This is a genomic window from Pseudomonas sp. TE50-2 (genome assembly GCF_040813665.1).
In the GTDB taxonomy this organism is placed as follows: domain Bacteria; phylum Pseudomonadota; class Gammaproteobacteria; order Pseudomonadales; family Pseudomonadaceae; genus Aquipseudomonas; species Aquipseudomonas soli.
The window spans coordinates 2,371,451-2,392,777 of sequence record NZ_JBFNXN010000001.1 but is presented as its reverse complement, the minus strand read 5'-3'; the positions used below and the strand labels follow the sequence as shown (position 1 = coordinate 2,392,777).

At 64.6% G+C, this 21,327-nt stretch carries 21 protein-coding genes; 8 read left to right on the top strand and 13 right to left on the bottom strand.

The annotated features are described in order from the left end of the window. Window positions 1-128: 128 nt before the first annotated feature. The 4 genes from AAHK21_RS10890 to AAHK21_RS10875 all read right to left on the bottom strand — a co-directional run bounded on the left by AAHK21_RS10890 (window position 129) and on the right by AAHK21_RS10875 (window position 3,138). On the bottom strand, window positions 129-827 hold the full coding sequence (locus AAHK21_RS10890) for a helix-turn-helix transcriptional regulator (RefSeq protein WP_367857244.1): 699 nt from the start codon (window positions 825-827) through the stop codon (window positions 129-131). A 221-nt stretch (window positions 828-1,048) separates the two neighbouring features. Then, on the bottom strand, window positions 1,049-1,576 hold the full coding sequence (gene ppa, locus AAHK21_RS10885; RefSeq protein ID WP_003255365.1) for an inorganic diphosphatase: 528 nt from the start codon (window positions 1,574-1,576) through the stop codon (window positions 1,049-1,051). Window positions 1,577-1,667: 91 nt separating this feature from the next. After that, entirely contained in the window at window positions 1,668-2,483 is an 816-nt protein-coding gene (locus AAHK21_RS10880) for a zinc-dependent peptidase (RefSeq protein ID WP_367857243.1), read from the bottom strand. A gap of 7 nt (window positions 2,484-2,490) precedes the next feature. Next, entirely contained in the window at window positions 2,491-3,138 is a 648-nt protein-coding gene (locus tag AAHK21_RS10875; protein ID WP_046857914.1) for a DedA family protein, read from the bottom strand. 436 nt (window positions 3,139-3,574) lie between these two features. Between AAHK21_RS10875 and AAHK21_RS10870 the strand changes: the two genes are divergently transcribed. Further along, complete coding sequence (locus AAHK21_RS10870) at window positions 3,575-4,537, top strand: IS110 family transposase (protein WP_367856008.1); 963 nt, start codon at window positions 3,575-3,577, stop codon at window positions 4,535-4,537. A 24-nt stretch (window positions 4,538-4,561) separates the two neighbouring features. On the opposite strand, the gene AAHK21_RS10865 is transcribed toward AAHK21_RS10870, so the two are convergent. From AAHK21_RS10865 to AAHK21_RS10845, 5 genes are all read right to left on the bottom strand, one after another. Next, window positions 4,562-5,020: an N-acetyltransferase family protein gene (locus AAHK21_RS10865; protein WP_367857242.1), complete on the bottom strand. Its 459-nt coding sequence runs from the start codon at window positions 5,018-5,020 to the stop codon at window positions 4,562-4,564. 107 nt (window positions 5,021-5,127) lie between these two features. Beyond that, window positions 5,128-5,946, bottom strand: a complete 819-nt coding sequence (gene eutC, locus AAHK21_RS10860) for an ethanolamine ammonia-lyase subunit EutC (RefSeq protein ID WP_046857298.1) — start codon at window positions 5,944-5,946, stop codon at window positions 5,128-5,130. Window positions 5,947-5,954: 8 nt separating this feature from the next. After that, on the bottom strand, window positions 5,955-7,349 hold the full coding sequence (locus tag AAHK21_RS10855; protein WP_038707272.1) for an ethanolamine ammonia-lyase subunit EutB: 1,395 nt from the start codon (window positions 7,347-7,349) through the stop codon (window positions 5,955-5,957). A 49-nt stretch (window positions 7,350-7,398) separates the two neighbouring features. After that, a complete protein-coding gene (gene eat, locus AAHK21_RS10850) occupies window positions 7,399-8,847 on the bottom strand; it encodes an ethanolamine permease (RefSeq protein WP_084941828.1) in 1,449 nt (482 codons plus the stop codon). 159 nt (window positions 8,848-9,006) lie between these two features. Beyond that, window positions 9,007-10,527: an aldehyde dehydrogenase family protein gene (locus AAHK21_RS10845; RefSeq protein WP_367857241.1), complete on the bottom strand. Its 1,521-nt coding sequence runs from the start codon at window positions 10,525-10,527 to the stop codon at window positions 9,007-9,009. A gap of 267 nt (window positions 10,528-10,794) precedes the next feature. On the opposite strand from AAHK21_RS10845, the gene AAHK21_RS10840 reads away from it, so the two are divergent. The 4 genes from AAHK21_RS10840 to AAHK21_RS10825 all read left to right on the top strand — a co-directional run bounded on the left by AAHK21_RS10840 (window position 10,795) and on the right by AAHK21_RS10825 (window position 15,055). Continuing rightward, entirely contained in the window at window positions 10,795-12,729 is a 1,935-nt protein-coding gene (locus AAHK21_RS10840) for a sigma-54-dependent Fis family transcriptional regulator (protein WP_367857240.1), read from the top strand. Window positions 12,730-12,795: 66 nt separating this feature from the next. Next, on the top strand, window positions 12,796-14,145 hold the full coding sequence (gene mpl / locus AAHK21_RS10835; protein WP_367857239.1) for a UDP-N-acetylmuramate:L-alanyl-gamma-D-glutamyl-meso-diaminopimelate ligase: 1,350 nt from the start codon (window positions 12,796-12,798) through the stop codon (window positions 14,143-14,145). Continuing rightward, complete coding sequence (gene ubiX / locus AAHK21_RS10830; RefSeq protein ID WP_367857238.1) at window positions 14,142-14,771, top strand: flavin prenyltransferase UbiX; 630 nt, start codon at window positions 14,142-14,144, stop codon at window positions 14,769-14,771. The genes mpl and ubiX overlap by 4 nt, the downstream gene beginning before the upstream one ends. Continuing rightward, the gene (locus AAHK21_RS10825; protein WP_038707275.1) at window positions 14,768-15,055 is read left to right on the top strand and encodes a YceK/YidQ family lipoprotein; all 288 of its coding nucleotides are present in this window, start codon (window positions 14,768-14,770) and stop codon (window positions 15,053-15,055) included. Before ubiX ends, AAHK21_RS10825 begins: the two co-directional genes overlap by 4 nt. A 105-nt stretch (window positions 15,056-15,160) precedes the next feature. Here the strand turns inward: AAHK21_RS10825 and AAHK21_RS10820 are convergent, their stop codons facing one another. From AAHK21_RS10820 to AAHK21_RS10810, 3 genes are all read right to left on the bottom strand, one after another. Further along, a complete protein-coding gene (locus AAHK21_RS10820) occupies window positions 15,161-15,805 on the bottom strand; it encodes an oxidoreductase (RefSeq protein WP_046857291.1) in 645 nt (214 codons plus the stop codon). A 27-nt stretch (window positions 15,806-15,832) separates the two neighbouring features. Beyond that, window positions 15,833-17,566 (bottom strand): C13 family peptidase, encoded by a 1,734-nt coding sequence (locus AAHK21_RS10815; protein ID WP_367857237.1) that lies wholly within the window; start codon window positions 17,564-17,566, stop codon window positions 15,833-15,835. 106 nt (window positions 17,567-17,672) lie between these two features. Then, complete coding sequence (locus AAHK21_RS10810; RefSeq protein ID WP_046857289.1) at window positions 17,673-18,128, bottom strand: MaoC family dehydratase; 456 nt, start codon at window positions 18,126-18,128, stop codon at window positions 17,673-17,675. 151 nt (window positions 18,129-18,279) lie between these two features. On the opposite strand from AAHK21_RS10810, the gene AAHK21_RS10805 reads away from it, so the two are divergent. From AAHK21_RS10805 to AAHK21_RS10795, 3 genes are read left to right on the top strand one after another with little or no spacing between them, the layout of a single operon-like run. After that, entirely contained in the window at window positions 18,280-18,642 is a 363-nt protein-coding gene (locus tag AAHK21_RS10805) for a CidA/LrgA family protein (RefSeq protein WP_046857288.1), read from the top strand. After that, a complete protein-coding gene (locus AAHK21_RS10800; protein WP_046857287.1) occupies window positions 18,639-19,355 on the top strand; it encodes an LrgB family protein in 717 nt (238 codons plus the stop codon). Before AAHK21_RS10805 ends, AAHK21_RS10800 begins: the two co-directional genes overlap by 4 nt. Window positions 19,356-19,364: 9 nt before the next feature. Then, the gene (locus AAHK21_RS10795) at window positions 19,365-19,955 is read left to right on the top strand and encodes an LON peptidase substrate-binding domain-containing protein (protein ID WP_367857236.1); all 591 of its coding nucleotides are present in this window, start codon (window positions 19,365-19,367) and stop codon (window positions 19,953-19,955) included. Between the two features lie 54 nt (window positions 19,956-20,009). Here the strand turns inward: AAHK21_RS10795 and AAHK21_RS10790 are convergent, their stop codons facing one another. Next, window positions 20,010-21,326: a bifunctional DedA family/phosphatase PAP2 family protein gene (locus AAHK21_RS10790; RefSeq protein ID WP_046857285.1), complete on the bottom strand. Its 1,317-nt coding sequence runs from the start codon at window positions 21,324-21,326 to the stop codon at window positions 20,010-20,012. Between the last annotated feature and the right edge of the window lies 1 nt (window position 21,327).

Here is a 21,327-nt window from a genome sequence, read left to right as displayed (position 1 = left end):
TGGCGGACGGCTGTGTGAGGCGTCGCCAGGCCCTCTGGAATGCGGCTTGCACCATCAGGGGGCATGATGTGCCGCGTAGCATACCCGTGTGCGGGGCACCTGCCCAGCAAAAAGTGGTGCGAGGTGTTTCAGCCCGGACGCGCAGGGTGCAGGCATGACCACCAGAACACCCAGCCGAGGATTTCCAGCTTCTGCACGCGGCGTTGATAGGCGGTGTAGCGTTCGCTGGGGTGGTTGAGGCGGTCATGGCTGTGCAGGCACAGCGTACCGTTCTGGCCAACGGAGAGACGCTGAACACGCAGGCGGCCATTGTGCAGCAGCGCATAGCACTCGCCCTCCACGATGCGGGTAAAGCCGCGGTCGATGGCCAGCAGGGTGCCTTGGGGCAGCAAGGGAGCCATGTTGTTGCCCGGCATGCCGAGGCAGATGGCTTTCTCCGCAGAGACCTGCACGGCCTCCAAGGCCCGGCGGGGAAGCGGCTGGTAGTGCCCAGGCAGGGCTTGCAGGCGACCTTGCTCCACGTGATGCAGGGGCAGATGCGCCATGTCAGTGTCCAGGGCCAGCAGTGGTGGCGGCAAGGGGGTGGCCGAAGAGGCGGGGCGTGCGCAGACAAGCGGGGTCGGATGCTTCGGGCCTTCGCCACTGCGCAGCCAGCGCTTGCGTACGCAGAACAGGTCGGCCAGTTCCTCGAGCCGGGCCAGGGGCACGCCGCGTTTGAACCAGTTGTTCACGTGCTGCGGCGTGATCCTGCGCTGCGCGGCAAAGTCGGAAGGGGTCAGGTTGCACTCCAGCAGGAGGGCTTTGAGACGGTCACCGGATGTTTTCATGATGGCGAGTCTATCGCCCGTCGAACAGTGTGGAAATCAACCCGATGTCGAGGGTATTTGTAGGAAACGTGGCGGTTTGTAGGGGGTTGCTTAGGATTCGGTAGGAAGATTCGATACGGTCCCCAATTGCAGAGCCAAAACGCTGCCTCAGGCCCGCTGCCGGGTGGCTGCCGGCGCCCATAAAAAAACCCTGCCGGAGCAGGGTTTTCTTCGTGTCAGGTTCAGCCCTTGTAGGCTGCGACCGACTTGGTGATCGCGGCGCGGGCGGCGTCGGCGCCTTCCCAGCCTTCGATCTTGACCCACTTGCCCTTCTCGAGATCCTTGTAGTTCGCGAAGAAGTGCTCGATCTGCTGGATCAGCAGGGCAGGCAGGTCGGTGTATTCCTTCACGTCGACATACAGCTGCGACAGCTTGTCGTGAGGAACGGCGATGACTTTGGCGTCGCCGCCGCCGTCGTCGGTCATGTTCAGCACGCCAACCGGACGGGCGCGGATCACCGAGCCTGGGGCGACCGGGTACGGGGTCACGACCAGCACGTCCAGCGGATCACCGTCGTCGGCCAGGGTGTTGGGGATGAAGCCGTAGTTGGCTGGGTAGAACATCGGGGTGGCCATGAAACGGTCGACGAACAGGGTGTCGCTGTCCTTGTCGATCTCGTACTTGATCGGCGCGTGGTTGGCCGGGATTTCGATGGCGACGTAGATGTCGTTCGGCAGGTCTTTGCCGGCTGGAATCTTGCTGTAGCTCATTGGGCAATGCCCCCGTGTTTGATCAAAAAAGTGGCGGCGATTATAGGCACATTCCCACATTGGGTGCCACGCCCGGCCTGATGCGCGGCGTTCAGCCGTGGCTGGCGCGGTAGCCCGGGTGCTCGGCCTGCAGACGCGCCAGGCGGCTCAGCGGATCCTGGCGGTAGAACAGCGACAGCTGCTGGTAGACCTTCGGGTAGGCCTCATGCAGCAGGTCGGGAGCGCTGAAGAAGTATTCGCTGGTGACGGCGAAGAACTCGGCTGGGTTTTCCGCGGCATAGGGGTCGATGGCCGTCTCGGCGTCGGGGTTGGCGTCGAGCTGGCGGTTCAGCTCGTCGTAGGCCTGCTGCATGGCTTGGGCCCAGTCCTCCACGCGCATGCCGTTGTGCAAGGGCGGCAGCCCGTTGGCATCGCCGTTGAGCATGTCCAGCTTGTGCGCCAGTTCGTGGATGACCAGGTTGTAGGCCTCCCAGTCGCCGCTGCTCAGGACGCCGGGCCAGGCAAGGATCACCGGCCCCTGCTGCCAGGCTTCGCCGCTGTGCTCGGCGTCCCAGACATGCTCGACCCCGCTGCTGTCGCGGTGGCGCTGGGGGCTCTTGAAGTCGTCGGGGTAGAGGATGATCTCGTGGAAGCCCTGGTACCAGTTCAGTTCGCCCAGGTGCAGCAGCGGCAACTGGGCCTGGGCGGCGAGGAACAGGCGCTGCTCGTCGTCCAGCTCGACGCCGGGCAGGGTGGTCAGGTGCTTGTCGTGCAGGAACAGCACGCAGGCGTCACGTAACCAGCGGTCTTCTTCGTCGCTGATGCCGTCGAGCAGCGGCAGGCGATCGCGGATCACCTGCCACAGCTGTGGATCGACCGGATAGCGGGCCAGGGTGCGCCGGCGCCGCCAGGCGCTGAACGACCACATGCCCAGGTCAGTGGGCCTTGGCCGTGCGACCGAAGCGACCGCGCAGCAGGCCAAGGATCATCGGTATCAGCGACAGCAGGATGATCGCCACCACCATCAGCGACAGGTGTTGCTTGATGAATGGCACGTTGCCGAAGAAGTAGCCCAGGGTCACCAGGCCGCCCACCCACAGCAGCGAGCCGGCCACGCTGAAGGCCAGGAAGCGCGGGTAGTGCATGTGGGCAATACCGGCGACGAACGGCGCGAAGGTACGCAGGATCGGCAGGAAGCGCGCCAGGGTGACGGTCTTGCCGCCATGGCGCTCGTAGAAATCGTGGGTGCGCTGCAGGTAGTCCTTGCGGAAGATCTTCGAGTTGGGGTTGCGGAACAGGCGTTCGCCCGCCGTGCGCCCGATCACGTAGTTGGTGCTGTCGCCGAGGATTGCCGCGGCCATCAGCAGGCCGGCCAGCAGTACCGGGTCCATCCCGCCACCTGCGGCCACGGCGCCGGCGATGAACAGCAGCGAGTCACCCGGCAGGAACGGCATGACCACCAGGCCGGTCTCGCAGAAGATCACGGCGAAGAGGATGGCGTAGATCCAGGGACCGTAGTTGTTGACCAGCAGATCGAGGTACGCATCGAGATGCAGGATGAGGTCCAGCGGGTTGAAATCCATGTACAGCACCTGTGTTCTTGACCCGCTTCCACGGGCACGCGATGACGGACAGCGCCATGGTTGGGGAGGTTTACCGGTTGTGCCGGTAACTTTTCGCACATGACAGGAGGGGGATTATACGGCGAAGTCCAGATCGTGCCCGGAGAGTTTGTAGCGAGGGGTTACGACTGCGTGATCGCGTGCGTGGGAGCGGGCTTGCCCCGCGCTGGGGCCATCGCGGGACAAGCCCGCTTGTATGGTTAGACTTGAAGGGGTGGTGGGACTAAATGCCCGATTCTGACTGTTCGCATCAGTACAGACCGTGGGAGACATCGCCCCACCCCTTCCACCAAAGCGCCGATAAAGAATGCATCGTTTGCAAGCGACGATAGAAGCAAGCCAGCGCCTCTTGGTGAAACCCCTTCAAGCCAAAAAACCATAACGTGAGGAAGCGCCCATGGCAATGCAGGTTGGCAAGCTGATCGTGGGTGCGGATGTCGCGAAAGCTGAACTGGTGATTCATCACGATGATCGCGATGAGGTCATCAGGCTGAAAAACGCCAAACTCGAAATCAAAAGATGGCTGAAACAGCAGCCTCTCAACACGGCTATTGCTGTTGAGGCGACTAATGTTTATCACCTCGATCTGGTTGAACTGGCTCACAGCCTAGGCTTCGAGGTGTATGTCATTGATGGGTTCCAGCTGAGCAACTACCGGAAAAGCGTGGGTGGACGAGTGAAAACGGATCCTTCTGATGCTCGGCTGCTGTCCCGGTTTTTGAAAAACGAGGGGGAAGACCTTCGCCCTTGGACTCCTCCTCCCGCCGTCTACGGCAAGCTACAGAGCCTTCTTCGACGCAGATCGGCCTTGGTGACTGCTCGCACTGCAATGATGCAGAGCTGGGCTAATGAAGCCTTGTTGAAAGTCGCCTTCAAAACCTTTGTAAAATCCATAGACAGGCTGGATCTACTGATCCAAAAAAAGATTAAGGAAGTGCTGCGAGAAGCTGGCCTGCACGAACAAGTTGCCCGCTGCCAAGCGATAGAGGGCATTGGTTTTCTCACCGCTACGGCATTGGTGATGGCCTTTATGCGGGGCGAGTTCAAAAGCAGTGACTCGTACATTGCATTCCTGGGAATGGATCTACGAGTCAGTGATTCAGGACAGAAAAATGGACGCCGCCGCCTGACGAAAAGAGGCTGCTCGGAGATCAGGCGTCTATTGCATAACGCCGCCATGGCGGCGAGCCGATCGGCTGCTTGGAAAGACGTCTACGAACAATATCGGAAAGCGGGTAAAGCAACGACACAGGCGCTGGTAATCCTGGCTAGAAAGCTTGCACGAGTGGCATTCGCCCTGATGAAAAACCAGGACGAATATGTCACTAAAGGCGGAAAACTGGCTTGCTGCAAACCATAGAATCTCCCACGGTACGTGATTTGCTCAATCCTGGCTGATCGGCAGGATGTAGTTCTCGAACTCGGTGTCCTTGCGAAAGCCCATGGACTCATAGGTCTTGCGCGCCACCTCGTTGTCGCTGCTGGTGGACACGCGCATGCGCACGGCGTTGGATTTCTTGGCCATTTTCTTGGCCTCGCGCATCAGGTTGTCGGCTACCAGCATGCGCCGCGAGTCTTCGGCCACATAGATATCGTTGAGGATCCACACGCGCTTGAGCGACAGCGAAGAGAAGCTCGGGTAGAGCTGGCAGAAGCCCATCAGGCGGTCATCGGCATCATCCGGCAGGGCCAGGTAGATGATCGACTCCTTGCGCTTGAGGCGCTTCTCGAGGAAGGCCCGCGAACTGTCCGGGTAAGGCAGTTGCCCATAGAACTCGCGGTATTTCACGAACAGCGGGGTGAGCAGGTCAAGGTGTTCCAAGGTTGCCTGGATGATGCGCATGGGCGGGCCTCTGAGTCCATTGGGAATACGGCGGATTGCCAGCAGCGTCCACTGGCATGCTGCCTAAAGCAGGCTAGAAGCGCAATCCGCCTTCGGTGACATGTTTTTTACCCTTCACCGAGCAGGAAGTTTCCGCTTTTCCCGGCAGAATCTTCGCTGTCGATACTATGGACCTCGGCTTCGTCCTTCAGATTCACCCCCGACAGCTGGCGCCTGCAGGCCTCGCGCATCAGGTACAGCAGGCGATGAGCGGCCATGCCGTAGCTCAGGCCTTCCAGGCGCACATTGGAGATGCAGTTGCGGTAGGCGTCGGTCAGGCCGACCTTCGGCGCGTAGGTGAAGTACAGGCCCAGGCTGTCGGGTGAACTCAGGCCCGGGCGTTCGCCGATCAGCATCACCGTCATCCGCGCGCCGAGCAGTTCGCCCACTTCGTCGGCCACCGCGACCCGGCCTTGCTCCACCAGGATCACCGGGGCGCTGCTCCAGCCATCGGCGGCGGCCTGTTCCTCGAAGCGGCTCAGGAAGGGCAGGGTGTGGCGGTGCACGGCCAGCGCCGACAGGCCATCGGCCACGACGATCGCCAGGTCGACGCCGCCGGGGTTGGCTTGGGCGTGCTCGCGCAGGCACTGGGCCGAGTCCTCGTGCAGGCGCCGGCCCAGGTCCGGGCGTTGCAGGTACTGGTGGCGGTCGCTGGCGGCGCTGTGCAGCAGCAGGCTGTCGCGCCCGCGGTCGCTGAGCTGCTGGCGCAGGCCGACGTGGTCGAAGGGCAGGTGCACGGCGTCGCGGGCCTGGGCATGGGCGAACTGGAAGTCCAGTTGGGCGCCGGTCGGCAGGCTGATGCCGGTGCGGCCCAGGGCGATGCGTGCCGGTGTCAGGTTGCGCAGGGCCAGCCAGGGGTTGTCGGGGGTGGGGGTGTGTCGTTCCATGCTCACCTCTAGGCCAGCTGTGCCAGGGCCTGGCGGAAGGCCGCCGGCAGGTTGTCGCCGAAGCGGATGCGGCCATCGGCCTGGGTGAAGATACCGGTACGTTCCAGCCACGCCTCGAATTCCGGCCCGGGCTTGAGGCCCAGGGTCTGGCGGGCATAGAGCGCGTCGTGGAACGAGGTGGTCTGGTAGTTGAGCATGATGTCGTCGGAGCCGGGGATGCCCATGATGAAATTGATCCCGGCCACGCCCAGCAGGGTCAGCAGGGTGTCCATGTCGTCCTGGTCGGCTTCGGCGTGGTTGGTGTAGCAGATGTCGCAGCCCATCGGCACGCCCAGCAGCTTGCCGCAGAAGTGGTCCTCGAGGCCGGCGCGGATGATCTGCTTGCCGTTGTACAGGTACTCCGGGCCGATGAAGCCGACCACGGTGTTGACCAGGAACGGCTTGAAGTGCCGGGCCACCGCATAGGCGCGGGTTTCGCAGGTCTGCTGGTCGACGCCGTGGTGGGCGTTGGCCGACAGGGCGCTGCCCTGGCCGGTCTCGAAGTACATCAGGTTCTGCCCGACCGTGCCGCGCTTGAGTGACAGGCCGGCCTCGTAGCCCTCCTGCAACACGTTGAGGTTGATGCCGAAGCCGGCGTTGGCCGCTTCGGTGCCGGCGATGGACTGGAACACCAGGTCCAGCGGCACGCCGCGGTTGATCGCCTCGATCGAGGTGGTGACGTGGGTCAGCACGCAGGACTGGGTGGGGATGTCGTAACGCTGGATGATTGCATCGAGCATTTCCAGCAGCGCGCAGATCGAGGCGATGCTGTCAGTGGCCGGGTTGATGCCGATCATCGCATCGCCGTTGCCGTACAGCAGGCCGTCGAGAATGCTCGCGGCGATACCGGCCGGCTCGTCGGTGGGATGGTTGGGCTGCAGGCGGGTCGACAGCCGCCCGCGCAGCCCCATGGTGCCGCGGAACGCGGTGACCACGCGGATCTTCTGCGCCACCAGCACCAGGTCCTGCACGCGCATGATCTTCGACACCGCCGCGGCCATTTCCGGGGTCAGGCCGGGGGCCAGGGCCCTGAGGCTGTGTTCGTCGGCCTGGTCGCTGAGCAGCCAGTCGCGCAAGCCGCCGACGGTCAGGTGGCTGACCGCGGCGAAGGCCGCGGCATCGTGGGTGTCGATGATCAGGCGGGTGACTTCGTCCTGTTCATAGGGGATCAGCGCTTCACTGAGAAAGTGCTTGAGCGGGATGTTGGCCAAGGCCATCTGTGCGGCCACCCGTTCGCCGTCGTTGCTGGCGGCGACGCCGGCCAGGTAGTCGCCCGAGCGTGCCGGGCTGGCCTTGGCCATCACCTCCTTGAGGCTGTCGAAGCGGTAGACCTGGTGGCCCACGGTATGCGTGAAACTTGCCATACAGAATCTCCAGGGCGCCGCAGGGCTGGCCTGCGGCGCAAGTCGGCAATCAGTGCAGGGCCTCTTCGGCCTTCTGGATCGCGGCGAATTCCTCTTCCGGTGTACCGGCCACCAGGTGGTGGCGGCTGTAGAACGCAAAGTAGGCAATTAATACTGCATAGATCACCGCGGCGCCAATCACCACCCGCGGGTCGACCAGGAAGCCGGCGACCACGGCGATGCAGGCCAGTACCAGGGCCACGCTCGAGGTGAAGATGCCGCCGGGGGTGCGGTACGGACGCTCCATTTTCGGGCGACGGATACGCAGGGTGATGTGCGCGGCCATCATCAGCACGTAGGACAGCGTGGCGCCGAACACCGCCACCAGGATCAGCAGGTCGCCCTGGCCGGTCAGCGACAGGGCGAAGCCGATGATCCCGGGGATCACCAGGGCCAGTACCGGGGCCTTGCTCTTGTTGGTCTCGGACAGTTTGCGTGGCAGGTAGCCGGCGCGGGAAAGTGCGAAGATCTGCCGCGAATAGGCATAGATGATCGAGAAGAAGCTGGCGATCAGGCCGGCCAGGCCCACCAGGTTGACGAAGCCGCCCATCCAGGTCGAACCGCCGTAGGCCTTCGACAGCGCCTCGACCAGCGGGTTGCCCGAGGCCTTGAGGGCTTCGGAACCGGCGCCACCGGGGCCGACCACCAGGATCAGCAAGGCGAAGGCCAGCAGCACCAGCATCGCGCCGATCAGGCCACGGGGCAGGTCACGCTTCGGGTTCTTGGTCTCTTCGGCGGCCAGTGGCACGCCTTCGACCGCGAGGAAGAACCAGATCGCATAGGGAATCGCCGCCCAGACGCCGACATAGCCGAACGGCAGGAAGCTGCTGGCGCCGACGGCGTCGGTCTTGGCGATGTCGAACAGGTTCGCTGCATCGAAATGCGGCACCATGCCGATCAGGAACACGGCCAGGGCGATGGCGGCAACCGCGGTGATGATGAACATCAGCTTCAGCGCCTCGCCGACCCCGAAGATGTGGATGCCGATGAACACGATGTAGAAGGCCAGGTAGATCATCCAGCCGCCGATGCCGAACAGCGACTGGCAGTAGGCACCGATGAACACGGCGATGGCTGCGGGCGCGATGGCGTACTCGATGAGGATCGCCGTGCCGGTGAGGAAGCCGCCCCAGGGGCCGAAGGCGCTGCGGGCGAAGCCGTAGCCGCCGCCGGCGGTGGGGATCATCGACGACAGTTCCGCCAGGGAGAAGCACATGCACAGGTACATGGTGGCCATCAGCAGGGTGGCGAGGAACATGCCGCCCCAGCCGCCTTGTGCCAGGCCGAAGTTCCAGCCGGCGTAGTCGCCGGAGATCACATAGGCCACGCCCAGGCCCACCAGCAGGACCCAGCCGGCGGCGCCTTTCTTCAGTTCACGTTGCTGGAAATAGTCCGAGCCGACCTTTTCGAAGTCGACGGAGGAACTCGCCGGCGCGCTGCCGGAATGATCGCTTGGCATAGGGTTCACCTGTTGTTTTTCTTAGGTTGCCGGAGGGACTGCCGGCTACTGGTGATTCGTTTTGCAGGAAGCGGGCCAGAGCGGCTCGTGCACGCGAGCAGCGCTGGTCTGACAGGCCTCATCGCGGGGCAAGTCGGGTCGCCCCGCGATGAGCCGAACTTAGAAGAAGCCCAGCGGGTTGATGTCGTAGCTCACCAGCAGGTTCTTGGTCTGCTGGTAGTGGTCGAGCATCATCTTGTGGGTTTCACGGCCGACGCCGGACTTCTTGTAGCCACCGAACGCGGCATGCGCCGGGTACAGGTGGTAGCAGTTGGTCCACACGCGGCCGGCCTTGATGCCGCGGCCCATGCGATAGGCGCGGTTGATGTCGCGGGTCCACACGCCGGCGCCGAGGCCGAACTCGGTGTCGTTGGCAATCGCCAGGGCCTCGGCCTCGTCCTTGAAGGTGGTGACGCTGACCACCGGGCCGAAGATCTCCTCCTGGAACACGCGCATCTTGTTGTTGCCCTTGAGCAGGGTCGGCTGGATGTAGTAACCGCTGGCCAGCGCGCCTTCGAGTTGCTCCACCTTGCCGCCGGTAAGCAGCTCGGCGCCCTCTTCCTGGGCGATCTTGAGGTAGGACTGGATCTTCTCGAACTGCTGCTGCGAGGCCTGGGCGCCGACCATGGTGTCGGTGTCCAGTGGGTCGCCGCGCTTGATCTGCAGCACCTTCTTCATCACCACTTCCATGAACTGCGGGTAGATCGATTCCTGCACCAGGGCACGCGAAGGGCAGGTGCACACTTCGCCCTGGTTGAAGAACGCCAGCACCATGCCTTCGGCCGCCTTGTCGATGAAGCTCGGCTCGGCCTGCATGATGTCCTCGAAGTACACGTTCGGCGACTTGCCGCCCAGTTCGACGGTGGAGGGGATGATGTTCTCGGCGGCGCATTTCATGATGTGCGCGCCCACCGGAGTGGAGCCGGTGAAAGCGATCTTGGCGATGCGCTTGCTGGTGGCCAGGGCCTCGCCCGCTTCACGGCCGTAGCCTTGCACCACGTTGAGCACGCCCTTGGGCAGCAGGTCGCCGATCAGTTCCATCAGCACGCTGATACCCAGCGGGGTCTGTTCGGCGGGCTTGAGCACCACGCAGTTGCCGGCGGCCAGGGCCGGGGCGAGCTTCCAGGCGGCCATCAGCAGCGGGAAGTTCCACGGAATGATCTGCCCGACCACGCCCAGCGGCTCATGGATGTGGTAGGCCACGGTGGTTTCGTTGATCTCGGCTGCGCCGCCTTCCTGGGCGCGAATGCAGCCGGCGAAGTAGCGGAAGTGATCGACCGCCAGCGGGATGTCGGCGTTGAGGGTTTCGCGGATCGGCTTGCCGTTGTCCCAGGTTTCGGTGATGGCCAGCAGCTCGAGGTTCTGTTCGATGCGGTCGGCGATGCGCAGCAGGACGTTGGAACGGTCCTGCACCGAAGTGCGGCCCCAGGCATCGGCGGCGGCGTGGGCCGCGTCGAGGGCCTTTTCGACGTCTTCGGCGGTGGAGCGGGGGAACTCGGCGATCAGCTTGCCGTTGACCGGGGAGGTGTTCTCGAAATACTGCCCCTTCACCGGCGCCACGAACTCACCACCGATGTAGTTGCCGTAGCGGCTCTTGAAGTTGACCTTCGCGCCTTCGGTGCCGGGATGTGCATAACGCATGATGTGTCTCCTGGTCGTTGTGATTGTTGCGGAGTTACCAAGCGTAGAGCAAAGGTCGGGCCAGTGCCTGGAGGCCCTTGTGTATCAATGACTTGGGTCAAGGACGGCGCGGCTATCGAAATGACCTGTACCAGCCTCGGCACGGCCAGGGTGACACTTTGTACCCTTTGCGACACAGGCCGTGACCGCAGGGTCGGTGCAACGTTGCAAAGCGTTCACGCCTGGAGGATGCTGACGGCACGCTCTATCTGCGGAGAACAACAAGAAATGCAGAGCAATCCGTTCAGCCGCCATGCCCAGCAAGTGCTCACGGTCGCCCAAGGCCAGACCAGCGGGCCGGGCAGCGACCCGTCCATCGCCCGCTCCTGGCTGCGTTGCCTGGAGGACTACCACCTCGATCCCGCGCGGGTCCAGGCACCGGTGGTGCTCGAACACGGCCGCCTGCTGGAGAGCCGCGAGCGCCTGCGCCAGGTGCTGCAGATCGCCGACAACGAGATGAACAGCCTGCACCAGCAGTTGTCCGGCGCCGGGCACGCGGTGCTGCTGACCGATGCTCGCGGGGTGATCCTCAACTGCGTCACCGCGCCCAGCGAGCGGCGCATCTTCGAGCGTGCCGGGCTGTGGCTCGGCGCCGACTGGAGCGAGGCCCGCGAGGGCACCAACGGTATCGGTACCTGCCTGGTCGAGCGCCAGGCCCTGACCATTCACCAGGACGAGCACTTTCGTGGCCGCCATACCGGGCTGACCTGCTCGGCCAGCCCGGTATTCGACCCACACGGCGAGTTGCTGGCGGTACTCGATGTGTCGTCGGCGCGGCCCGATGTCTCGCGCCAGAGTCAGTTTCACACCATGGCGTTGGTCAACCTGTCGGCGAAGATGATCGAGAGCTGCTACTTCCTGCGCCACTTCGAGCAGCAATGGCTACTGCGTTTCCACTTGCAGGCCGAGTCGGTCGGGCTGTTCAGCGAGGGCCTGCTGGCCTTCGATGGTGACGGGCGGATCTGCGCCGCCAATCAAAGTGCGTTGAACCTGCTGGGAACGATCCGCGGTGGAGTGCTGGGCAAGCCATTGGACAGGTTCTTCGCCTGCAGCCACGACGAAATGTTCAGCCGCGCCACTCTCCAGGGCAGTACTGCCTGGCCGCTGCACACCCGCGACGGTCGCCAGGTATTCGCCAGCCTGCGCGGCCAGGCACGGGCGCCGGTGTGGTCGGTGCCGGTGGCCTTGCCCCAGACCGCTGCGCCGGGTATCTGCCTGCTCGATCCGGCCTTGCGCGAGGACTTCCGTCGAGCCGTGCGGGTGTTCGAGCGTGACGTGCCGCTGCTGTTGCGCGGCGAAACCGGTTGCGGCAAGGAGGCTTTCGCCCAGGCGGTGCACCAGGCCAGCGCACGCCGTGACAAGCCGTTCGTGGCGATCAATTGCGCATCGATCCCGGAGAGCCTGATCGAGAGCGAGCTGTTCGGCTATCGCGGCGGCAGCTTCACTGGTGCGCGTAAGGAAGGCATGCGCGGCAAGCTGTTGCAGGCCGATGGCGGCACCTTGCTGCTGGACGAGATCGGCGACATGCCGTTGGCGCTGCAGACTCGCTTGCTACGGGTGCTGGAGGAGCGCCAGGTGGTGCCGATCGGTGGTGAGCCGCAGGCGGTGGATGTGCGGATCATCAGCGCCACCCACCGTGACTTGCTGGAGCGGGTGGCGCAAGGCGGGTTCCGCGAAGACCTCTATTACCGCCTCAATGGCCTGGAGGTGGCTCTGCCGGCGCTGCGCGAGCGCAGCGACAAGGCACAGTTGCTGGACTTCCTGCTGGCGCAGGAGGGCGAAGGGCAGGTCATCGAAATCGAACCTAAGGCACGACAGGCGTTGCTGGACTTTGCCTGGCCAGGGAACGTGCGGCAGTTGCGCAATGTGCTGCGCACGCTGGTGGCGTTGTGCGAGGAGGGGCGGATCGAGTATCCGGACCTCCCGCAAATGGTGCGCAATGTGGGAGCGGGCCCTGGCAACGCCATCGCGGGGCAAGTCGCATCGGCGCACCGCCGCTCCCACGATGGTCGTGTCTGTCTTGGCGATGCCGAACGCCAGGCATTGCTCAGCGCCCTGGAGGCAAACCACTGGCACATGACCCGCGTCGCCGAGCACCTGGGCATCAGCCGCAATACCTTGTATCGAAAACTGCGCAAACATGGCATAGCCAAGGCCTGCTGAGCGAAACAGCGGGTGCGATTTCCCTCGCCCTGGGCTACCCTGCCTCGACGTTTTGCGAGGTCGATCATGCACATTCATATTCTCGGTATTTGCGGCACTTTCATGGGTTCGCTGGCGGTGCTGGCCAAGGACCTTGGCCACCGTGTCACCGGCTCCGACGCCAACGTGTATCCGCCGATGAGCACCCAGCTCGAAGCCCAGGGCATCGAGCTGACCCAAGGCTACGATCCGGCCCAGCTGGAGCCGGCACCGGATCTGGTGGTGATCGGCAACGCCATGTCGCGGGGCAACCCGGCGGTGGAGTACGTGCTGAACAAGGGCCTGCCGTACGTATCGGGCCCGCAGTGGCTGGCCGACCATGTGCTGCAGGGGCGCTGGGTATTGGCCGTGGCCGGCACCCATGGCAAGACCACTACCAGCAGCATGCTGGCCTGGGTGCTGGAACACGCCGGCATGAGCCCGGGCTTCCTGATCGGCGGCGTGCCGCAGAACTTCTCGGTGTCGGCGCGCCTGGGCAATACGCCGTTCTTCGTGGTCGAGGCCGACGAGTACGACAGCGCCTTCTTCGACAAGCGCTCCAAGTTCGTGCACTACCACCCGCGCACCGCGATCCTCAACAACCTCGAGTTCGATCACGCGGACATCTTCCCTGACCTTGCGTCCATCGAGCGGCAGTTCCACCACTTGGTTCGCACCATTCCCAGTGAGGGCCTGGTCATTCACCCGACCACCGAGCAGGCGCTGGAACGGGTCATCGGCATGGGCTGCTGGACCCCGGTGCAGACCACGGGCGAGGGTGGCCAGTGGCAGGCGCGCCTGCTCAGTGCCGATGGCTCGCGCTTCGAAGTGCTGTTCGAGGGCCAGGCGCAAGGCGTGGTGGACTGGGCGCTGACCGGCCAGCACAACGTCGCCAACGCCCTGGCCACCCTGGCCGCCGCTCGCCATGTCGGCGTGGCGCCGGCCATGGGTATCGAAGGCCTGAGCGCGTTCAAGAGCGTCAAGCGCCGCATGGAACTGGTTGCCGAGGTTCAGGGCGTGACCATCTATGACGACTTTGCCCACCACCCGACCGCCATCGCCACCACCCTCGATGGCCTGCGCAAGCGCGTAGGCGAGGCCCCGGTGATTGCGGTGATCGAGCCGCGCTCCAACTCCATGAAGCTGGGCGCGCACCGCGACGGCCTGCCGGAAAGCGTCAACGACGCCGACCAGGTGATCTGGTACGCACCGCCCAACCTGGGCTGGGACCTGGCAGGCACCGCCGCGCAGTGCAAGGTGCCAAGTGTCGTAGCCGACAGCCTCGAGGCGATCATCGAGCGCATCAAGGGCCAGGCCCGTCCAGGTACCCATGTGGTGATCATGAGCAACGGCGGCTTCGGCGGCCTGCACGGCAAGCTGGCCGAGGCCCTGAAGTGAGCGGACCGGAACGCATCACCCTGGCCATGACCGGCGCCTCCGGGGCGCAGTATGGCCTGCGCCTGCTCGATTGCCTGGTGCGCGAGGACCGCGAGGTGCATTTCCTCATCTCCAAGGCCGCGCAACTGGTAATGGCTACAGAGACCGACGTGGTGTTGCCAGCCAAGCCCCAGGCCATGCAGGCGTTCCTGACCGAGTACACCGGCGCGGCCGACGGGCAGATCCGCGTGTATGGCAAGGAAGACTGGATGTCGCCGGTGGCTTCGGGCTCCGGCGCGCCAGCGGCGATGGTGGTAGTGCCGTGTTCCACCGGCACCCTGTCGGCGATTGCCACCGGTGCCTGCAACAACCTGATCGAGCGGGCGGCCGACGTGACCCTCAAGGAGCGTCGTCAGTTGATCGTGGTTCCGCGCGAGGCACCATTCTCGACCATCCACCTGGAGAACATGCTCAAGCTGTCGCAGATGGGTGCGGTGATCCTGCCGGCGGCGCCGGGCTTCTATCACCAGCCGCAGACCATCGACGACCTGGTCGACTTCGTCGTGGCACGCATCCTGAACCTGCTGAATATCCCGCAGGACATGCTGCCGCGCTGGGGCGAGCATCATCATGGGGTCGATGATTGAGGCGGTTTGTGCTGGGGTTGCTGGTGCTGGCCCAGCTCGGTGGCTGCGCCACGGTACGTACCCTGGATGCCAACAAGCCCGGGGCGCCGGTGGTGTATGCCGGGACACGGCTTGACCTGTACGTGATCAATGGCGGGTGCTGCCCAGAAGACCGGTTCGGCGCCGAGGCGCCGGCCTATCCGGGGCTGGACCTGCCTGGGAGCGCGTTGCTTGATACCTTGCTGCTGCCATTGTCGTTATTGACGGCGGCGGGGGTGGGGTTCAACGCCACGGGCGGTCTTTGATAACCAAGGGCTGCTGCGCAGCCCAATCGCCGGCAAGCCGGCCACAGGGTTACGCAATCACCTGTGGGAGCCGGCTTGCCGGCGATTGGGGCGGCTCAGGATTGACTATTTCTTCCCCAGCTTGCGCAACTCGTCCGACTCGACCACGCGAATCCCATCCTCCTCCTCCAACGCCAGGCGCCACAGCGCCCGGGCCAGGGTGCAAGCCTCGATGCCGCGGTACTTGCCCGGTATCAGGCGGGCGAACGGAGCGGCCATGCGCTCACCCAGCCGTGGCTCGATTCGCTCGCCCAGCAACAGTGAAGGCCGCACGATGGTCAATTGCGGCCAATCCTGCTGCTTTAGGGCTTCCTCCATCTCGCCCTTGACCCGGTTGTAGAAGATCGATGACTTCGCATCGGCGCCCAGGGCGCTGATCACCAGCAGGTGGCGGGCGCCCAACTCCCGGGCGCGCTTGCTGAAGGCCACGACCATGTCCAGGTCCACGGCGCGGAAGGCCGTCTCGGAGCCGGCCTGCTTGAGGGTGGTGCCCAGGCAGCAGAAGGCGATGTCGACACGGCCGGCCAGTTGCGGGAGAAACATGGCCGGATCACCCACCGGGTTTTCCAGGTGCGGGTGCTCGGCCAGCGGGCGGCGGGTCGGCGCCAGCACGCGGCTGATGGTGGGCTCGTTGAGCAGGCGGTCGAGCAGGTGTTCACCTGTCAGACCCGTGGCACCGGCAAGCAGGACATGCTGAGGCGTCAGGTACATGGTGTGTCTCCCTCGTTACTACACAGCTTAGTGGGCACCAGGGTTTTTTGCCTGATCCCCCGAAGCTGGCTGGGCTTCATTGCGCAGGGCTTGCTCGGCTTGTTGGCGGCGCAGGCGCTGCCAGTGGCTGATCACCGCCGGCGGCGCCCAGAGCTGCGGCTCAGAGGCTTCGAAACCTTCCCTTCGTTCTCGTTCGGCAACGCTTTGCCGCGCCAGTTCAAACGCCTGTTTCAGATCGTCGGTCTGGTTCAGTGCCTGGGCGAACAGGGCGTCGCCGAAGTAGGTGAAGTCGGCCTCTTCCGAGCAGCCGAATGACACCCTGTCAGGCCGGGCGGCGGTCATGACCAGGGTGCGGTCGTCCTTGAGCGGGGCGATGTAGCCACCGGAGTAGCAGGCGGAGATGACGATCACCTTGTCGCGGTCCTTCAACGGGGCGAGGGCGCTGGCCAGCTCGTCGGCGGAGAGGTCGGCCAGTTGCAGGCGTGGCTGGTCGAGCACCAGTTGGTGGTCGTGGCTGCCATGGCTGGTCAGGTAGATGAATATCAGGTCTTCGGGGCCGCTGCGCTCGGCCAAGGTGCGGGCAGCGCGGGTAATATTCTCGCGGGTGGCCATGGGCCGGTCGGCCAGATGGTCGCGATGGTTGACCAGGGTGATCTGGCCATGGGCGCCGAAACGCACTTTGAGCATGTTGCTGACGTAGTCGGCCTCGCGCAGGAACACGCTCTGCTGGCCGTCGCCGGCCACCACCAGGCTGTACAACTGCACCGGCGGAACTGACGCCGGCACCTTGGCCAGCGCATTGGCCAGCAGTTTGCCCTGGTTGAGCAGGGCCAGGTCGAGCGGGTCGGGCAAAAGCTTGCCCTGGGCGTCGCGCACGCGCACGCCGTTGACCCAGGTACCGGCTTCGCTGCGACCGTCCGGGTGGGTCAGCTTGCCACGCCCGTGGTAGGCATCGTCGGCGAAACCGCCGACATACTGGCTACCGTCGGCCAGTTGCAAGGTGCCGGTGCCCGCGAAGCGCCAGTCACGGAAGCCACCCTTGTAGCGGCTGCCATCGCTACCCAGCAGTTCGCCCTGGCCGGCCAGCGATCCGTCCTTGAAGTCGCCGATCCAGACGTCGCCGTCGGCGCTCTCGTAGCGGCCACGGCCCTCGAGGCGATTGTCCTTGAACTCGCCGATGTACTGTTCGCCGTCGGCGCTGTCGTAGGTGCCGGCACCCTGTAGCTGGCCATCGATGAAGTGGCCGCTGAACTGGTTGCCACTGGCATCGCTGCGCACCCCGGCACCGTTCGGTTTGCCCTTGGCGAACAGGCCCTGGTAGCGGCTGCCGTCAGCCAGCTCCAGCTGCCCCGCGCCTTCGTACTGGTCGTCCTTGAACTGGCCGCGGTAGGTCTGGTCGTTTTGCTTGAGGGTGCCTTCGCCATCCCGGCGGCCATGCTTGAAGGTGCCGGCGTAGTGGCTGCCGGGCGTGGTCAGGTCGCCCAGCCCCTGGAACAGGCCTTCACTGAACTGGCCACGGTAGACCTCGCCGTTGCTGCCGTGCCATTCACCCTGGCCGTGCCACTGGCCATCCTTGAAGCTGCCGGCGTACCAGCTGCCGTTGGGGTAGTCGATGCGCCCCTCGCCCTGCAGCAAGCCGTTCACCACCTGGCCACGGTAGCGGCCACCATCGGGCAGGCGCGCGTCCGGCGGAGACAGGGATTCGCCTTCGCCACAGGCGGCGAGCAGCAGGATCAGGGTCAGGGGGAGCAGGGGGCGCATGGCGGCTTCCGGGGAAAACGATGCGCCGAGTATGCCGCAGAATACGCCAGGCCGTGAATTGGGGCGCTGCGCGCCCCGTGCGTCTGCTCCAGGCGCGGTGTGGGGGTCAGACGAAGCAGAGTGACAGTGGTTCGGCGATGTAGGCCGGTTTCTCTTCGCCTTCGATTTCAAGGGTGACCGTGGCCTTGAGCAGCCATTGCCCGGGCTTCTTCTCGGTGGCGTCGGTCAGGTCGACCTTGAGTCGTACCTGGCTGTCGACCTTTACCGGCTGGATGAAGCGCACGCTGTCCAGGCCATAGTTGACCACCATCTTCAACCCCTCGGGCAGCACGAGGATGTCTTCCATCAACTTGGGGATCAGCGACAGGGTAAGGAAACCATGGGCGATAGTGCTGCCGAACGGGGTCTTGGCCGCTTTCACCGGATCGACATGGATGAACTGGAAATCGCCGGTGGCTTCGGCGAACAGGTTGATGCGTTGTTGGTCGATCTTCAGCCATTGGGAACGGCCCAGCTCCTTGCCAACGTACTGCGAAAGCTCTGTAACGGGTACATAGGGCATCGCGACATCTCCAGATTGTCATTTGGTACGAATGTTCAAGATCAGCACGCAGCACCGTTTCAGTCAAGTTGTCCGCTTTTCGCCGAATATCGCCTTATAGGCAATTGCTTAGCGTGCTTATAATGGCCGCCATGTTCTGACGGAGGTCCCTATGCTGTTGCGTGGTCTGACCTGGCTGGTGCTGTTCCAGTTGCTGGGAACGGCGATCAACCACTTGTTCCTGCACATCCTGCCCGGGCCCATCATCGGCCTGTTGCTGCTGCTGGTGTTCCTGATGGTTCGTGGCGAAGTCGGCCAGCCGCTCAACGAGGCCGCCGGCAGCCTGCTGCGCTACCTGCCGCTGCTGCTGGTGCCGCCGGCGGTGGGGGTGATGGTCTATGCCAGGGACATCGCCGCCGACTTCTGGGCCATCGTCGGGGCGCTGTTGATCTCCTGCCTGGCGACCCTGGTGTTCGTCGGCGTGCTGATGCAGAAGCTCATCCAGCGCCAGGGCAGGCACGAGGAGCAGCCATGACCCTCGATTGGCACGGCGCGCTCGACGCGGTCATCCATCATCCACTGTTCGGTATCGGCATCACGCTGGCCGCCTACCAGTTGGTGCTGGCAGGTTATGAAAAGACCCGCTGGATCTTCCTGCAACCGGTGCTGGTGTCGATGCTGGTGGTGATCGGCATCCTGCTTGTCTGCGGCATCGACTACGCCGAGTACCGCAAGAGCACCGAGATCATGAACATCCTCCTGGGCCCGGCCACCGTGGCCCTGGCGGTGCCGCTCTACCTGAACCTGCGGCGGATCCGCCAGCTGTTCTGGCCGACATTTACTACGCTGGTAATCGGAGGCCTGTTCGCCACCGTGGCCTGCCTGGCGCTGGGCTGGTGGTTTGGCGCCGAGCACATGATCCTGATGACCATGGCGCCAAAGTCGGTCACTTCGCCGATCGCCATGCTGGTAGCTGAGCAGATTGGTGGTGTGGCGGCCTTGGCCGCGGTGTTCGTGCTGATCACCGGGGTGATCGGCGCGATCTTCGGCCCGGCGCTGCTGAGCCGCTTCGGCGTGCTCAGCCCCGAGGCCCGGGGCATGGCGCTGGGCGTCACCGCTCACGCGGTGGGCACGTCGGTGGCCTTGCAGGAAAGTGACGAATGCGGCGCCTTCGCCGCGCTGGCGATGAGCCTTATGGGGGTGGCCACGGCGGTGTTCCTGCCGTTGGCGGTCAGCCTGGTGGCTTGAGGAATCGAGATGACATTACCGCTGTTTCCCCTCAATACCGTGCTGTTCCCCGGTTGCCTGCTCGATCTGCAGATCTTCGAGGCGCGCTACCTGGACATGATCGGCCGTTGCATGAAGCAGGGTGAAGGCTTCGGCGTGGTATGCATCCTGGAAGGCGAGCAGGTGGGCAAGGCGGCGCCGGTGGTGGCGTCGGTCGGCTGCGAGGCGTTGATCCGCGACTTCGTGCAGCAGGACAACGGCCTGCTGGGTATTCGCGTCGAAGGCGTGCGGCGTTTTCGTGTCGAGCGCACCGAGGTGCAGAAGGACCAGTTGATGATCGGCGAGGTGCAGTGGCTGTCGGAGCTGGCGGACGGCCCGCTGCAGGAGCAGGACGATGACCTGCTGGCGCTGCTGCTGGCCCTGGGCGAACACCCTATGGTCGAGGCGCTGGACATGCCGCGGGATGTCGACGGGCGACAGGCGTTGGCCAACCAGTTGGCCTACCTGCTGCCGTTCGTGGAGGAGGACAAGCTCGACCTGCTGGCCATCGACTCGCCGCAGTTGAGGCTGGAGGCGATCCAGGCGTTGCTGGAGCGGATCCAGGGCGAATTGTTCGCCTGAACCATCCAGGCCCGCTCCGATGTTCGGTAGGAGCGGGCTGCCCAGTGATGGCCGTCAGTATTGGTAACGCAGCAACGCCTTGGGCAGCGCGTGCAGGGCAAAGAACGTCAGCAACGCGATGCACGCTGGCAATACCAGCCACCATACCCGCTGCGGCAGCGCCGTAAGCGGCTGGCGATATTGCACCAGGGTCAGGCTCAGCGCGCACACGCAGCATGCCAGCAGCGCGCCAGCAAGGATATCGGTCGGCCAGTGCGCGCCCAGGTATACCCGCGACAGCGCGATGGCCAGGGCCGGAATGCATCCCAGCAGCACCCAGGTCAGGCGCATGCGCGGCGGCTGGCCGCGCCCGGCCAGCACTGCCAGCACCAGGAAGAAGGCGAACGATGCCGAGCTATGCCCGCTGGGCATGCTGTAGCTGGTCAGCGGGTCGGTCAGCACCTCGGGGCGGGCGCGGGCGAACAACCATTTCAGCGTGCCGTTGGCCAGGGCTGTACCGATCAGCGTCGCCCCGGCGAACAGTGCATGGCGCCATTGCCGGGCCAGCAGCAACAGGCCCGTGAGCAGGCCACCGAGGAAGAACTGGGTACGGAAGTCGCCCAGGCGGGTAATTACCACCACGGCACCGTCGATGGCCTGGCTGCGGTGTTCCTGCACCAGGGTCATCACGCCCTGGTCGAATTCGCTCAAGTAGCGCCAGCCGATGAACAGCGCGGCTACCGCCAGGCCACTGAGGGCGGCGATCAGGCGGGTGCCGTGGCGTTGATCGCGGATGCTGGTGCTCAGGCTCAGGCCGATCAGCACCGCCAGGGTGCCCATGACAATCCCCGCGTCCAGCCAGAAGCCTTCCGGCAGTGGCAGGCGCATTGCCGCGCCGGTGGCCCAGCCGGGCAGCAGGTAGGCCACCGACCAGCCGGCGCCAGCCACCAGGCTTACCGCGATGAAGCGCGGCAGCGGCATGTCGAACATGCCGGCGACCATCGGCAGCATCGGCCGCAGCGGGCCGATGAAGCGGCCGACCAGCAGGCTGGCGATACCATAGCGCTGGAAGTACGCCTCGGCGCTGCCGATCCACTCCGGGTGGCTGCGCAGCAACGGCAGGCGGCGGATGTTCTGGTGGAAGTACTTGCCGATGGCGTAGGAGATTGCGTCGCCGAGCATGCCACCGAGGAAACCCAGCAATAACGTTTCGCCCAGGCTGAAGGTGCCGCTGCCGGCCAGCACGGCGACCGCGAACAGCAGCACGGTGCCGGGCACGATGATGCCGGCGATGGCCAGGCATTCGACGCAGGCCACGATGAAGATTGCCAGTCCCAGCCACTGGGGGTTGGCGCCAAGCCAGGTGGTCAGGCTGTCCAGCCATTGGCCCATG